Source organism: Methyloceanibacter sp. (genome assembly GCF_050728395.1).
GTDB lineage: Bacteria > Pseudomonadota > Alphaproteobacteria > Rhizobiales > Methyloligellaceae > Methyloceanibacter.
This window is the reverse complement of the sequence record NZ_JBOHJB010000173.1, coordinates 1-2,826: the sequence shown is the minus strand read 5'-3', so window position 1 is coordinate 2,826 and position 2,826 is coordinate 1. Positions and strand designations below refer to the sequence as shown.

Sequence of the window (2,826 nt, the reverse complement as noted above, 5' to 3'; positions counted from 1 at the left end):
CCGCTAGCCCGGATTATTCACGCCATATAGGAATTTAAGCTGACGGGCGTGGCTGAACCGCTGGAATCGTGTATAGATTCGGTTGCCAACTGAACTGTACACGAGACCAAGGAGCCACGCCCGCCATGACGGAAGATACGCTGTTTCTCCCCGGTCTGTCACCGGTCGACGGCAAGCAAGTGCAGGTTGCATTCGAAGGCGGCCTGCAGTCGTCGGACGGCGGCGTGCTGCTGTTGCGTGAGGTCGATCGCCGGCTCGGGCTGGCCGAGCGGCTGGCGGCCTGCATTCCCGACTGGCGCGACCCCGAGAGCATCAGCCACGGCATCGCGGAGATGCTGCGCTTCCGCATGTTCGCCATCGCCGCCGGCTACGAAGATGCCGACGACTGCGATGCCTTGCGCCGCGATCCGATCTTCAAGCTGGCCGTGGGGCGCGGGCCGGAGACGGGCGAGCCGTTGTGCTCGCAGCCGACCATGTCGCGGCTGGAGAACCGGGTGTCGTGGCGCACGCTCGTCCGGCTGCAGGCGGCGCTGATCGACCAGTTCTGCGCGAGCTGGGCCAAGGTTCCCCCGCGCATCGTGCTCGACATCGACGACACCTGGGATGCGGTTCATGGCGGCCAGCAGCTTGCCCTGTTCAACGCGCATCACGACGGCTACGGCTTCCTGCCCATCCACATCTACGAGGCGACGAGCGGCAAGCTGGTGGCGGCGATCCTGCGGCCGGGCAAGACGCCGACCGGCAAGGAAGTCCGCACCATCCTCAAGCATGTGATCGGGCGCATCCGCAAGCACTGGCCCAAGGTCGAGATCCTGGTACGCGGCGACGGCCACTACGGCCGCCCGGAGGCGATGGATTGGTGCGAGGACAATCGCGTTTTCTACGCCTTCGGCCTCGGCACCAATGCCGCGCTCGCCGCGCTGGCGGCGCCGCTCAACGAGGACGTGGCCGTGCGCCGTGCGCTCGCCGGCGCCGCGGCCAAGCTGCGCCGCTACGGCAGCTTCGCCTACGCCGCCAAGGGTTGGCGGCAGGAGCGCCGCATCGTCGCCCGCGTCGAGGCCTCCGACCGGGGCACCGACACGCGCTTCGTCGTCAGCAATCTCGCCGACAAGCCCAAGCGGCTCTACGAACGCGTCTACTGCGCGCGCGGGCAGATGGAGAACCTGATCAAGGCGCACAAACGTCATCTCGCCTCCGACCGCACGTCGTGCACCAGCGCGCTCGCCAACCAATTCCGCCTCGTCCTCCACTCCGGCACTTATATGTTGCTGCACGGCTTGCGCGCGGCCGCGCCCAAGCGCTCCTTCTGGCGCACGGCGCAGTTCGACACGCTGCGCCTGCGCCTCCTCAAGCTTGGCGCCCGCGTCATCGAAAAGGCGACGCGCATCAAGGTGATGCTGCCCGCGGCCTGCCCGGACCAGGCGATCCTCGCGCAGCTTGCCGGCGCCTTCGCGCCGTCGGGGCCGTGACGGCAGGGGCGACGTGCCCCGCAGAACCGATTCCTATCAACCCTAACCCAGTACAATCATCGGTAGAACGACGGAGCGCCCACGGCGCCACCGCCGGACTCGCACCACGCGAACCCGCATCGACCCGGACTCGCATCGGTGGTACTGTCATGAATAGATCGGGCTAGTATCTCTGCACAGGGATTATGACTCTTTATTTGGGTCTGGGTAAGCGCGTGCGAGCTTGGTTCTTGCGCGGTCGGTTGTGAACATCCAGTTGATGCGGGCGCCGGCCGCATTGCGCTGTTGCTCCCAGGCGGCGATTTCCGAGACGAGGCGGTCACGCTCGCCGATGCGCCTGTCGAGGCACTGGCGGCGCAGCACGCCGATCTCGATTTCAACCATGTTGAGCCAACTGGCGTGCTTTGGGGTGTAGTGGAACTCCAAGCGGCGCAGCAGACGATGGGCTTCCGGCGCCGGGAAGGCCTCGTAGAGCGCGCCTGGGGAGTGCGTCGACAGGTTATCGAGCACGACCCTGACGAGGTCTGCCTGCGGATAATGGACATCGACGAGGTCGCGCATGCATTGGGCGAAGTCGCATGCGGTGCGATGGTCGGTGACCTTCACTTTGCGCCAGGGTCGATGGGCGTCGAGGAAGATGAACAGGTTGACGGTGCCGTTCCGGCGATACTCGCAATCATAGCGTCCGAGCTGCCCCGGCTGGGCCGGTATCGGCTGGCGCGCCTCGCCGATGAGCTGGGTCGGGCTCTCGTCGAAGCAGACCACCGGCCGCTTGCGATCGGGGGCTTCGGCGTAGAGATCGAGCACGTCCTCCATGCGAGCGACGTAGGTTCCATCGACCTGCGGAATGCACCACATGTCCCTGCGCCACGGCTTGAGGTCGTTCTCGGCCAGGCGCCGTCGCACCGTCTCGCGCGACAGCCCTTCATGCTCGGTGAGCTCGACCATCGCGTCGGCCAGCAACTCCAGGGTCCAGCGCGCGCGGCCCGCCGGCGGGCTGGAGCAGGCGGTCGCCACCAGGAGGGCTTCCTGCCTGCCCGAGAGCTTGCGCGCTGCGCCGGGACGCGGCTCCTCGCTGAGCGCGGCTTCGAGATTGCCTTCGACGAAGCGCCGCTTGGTCCGGTACACCGTCGAGCCGCCGACGGCGATGCTGGCGGCAATCTCGTCATCGCTGACGCCAGCGTCGGCCGCCAGCAGTATCTGCGCCCGCTTCAGCTTGCGCGCGGCATGCTTGCCGCCGCCCAAGAGCGCGCTCAGCTGCGCGCGCTCGGTCTGGCTCAGTTCGACCCGGTAACGTACATTCATCGTGGCCCCCTGCGGTTGAGGGCACAACAGATGAATCAGATGCCGGCCACTT

The 2,826-nt window shown here is 66.8% G+C and carries 2 protein-coding genes; one reads left to right on the top strand and one right to left on the bottom strand.

The window, feature by feature from the left end:
• The first annotated feature begins 125 nt into the window (after positions 1-125).
• The gene (locus tag ACREC7_RS16225; RefSeq protein WP_431556726.1) at positions 126-1,469 is read left to right on the top strand and encodes an IS1380 family transposase; all 1,344 of its coding nucleotides are present in this window, start codon (positions 126-128) and stop codon (positions 1,467-1,469) included.
• A gap of 183 nt (positions 1,470-1,652) precedes the next feature.
• Here ACREC7_RS16225 and ACREC7_RS16220 read toward each other — a convergent pair whose 3' ends face one another.
• Positions 1,653-2,774 carry an IS630 family transposase gene (locus ACREC7_RS16220; RefSeq protein WP_431556725.1) on the bottom strand — a complete coding sequence of 374 codons (1,122 nt, stop codon included), beginning with the start codon at positions 2,772-2,774 and terminating at the stop codon, positions 1,653-1,655.
• Between the last annotated feature and the right edge of the window lie 52 nt (positions 2,775-2,826).

Excerpts from the sequence above, each read along its gene's own strand:
- ACREC7_RS16225 (WP_431556726.1), top strand. The coding sequence starts at position 126 with ATGACGGAAGATACGCTGTTTCTCCCCGGTCTGTCACCGGTCGACGGC.
- ACREC7_RS16220 (WP_431556725.1), bottom strand. The coding sequence starts at position 2,774 with ATGAATGTACGTTACCGGGTCGAACTGAGCCAGACCGAGCGCGCGCAG.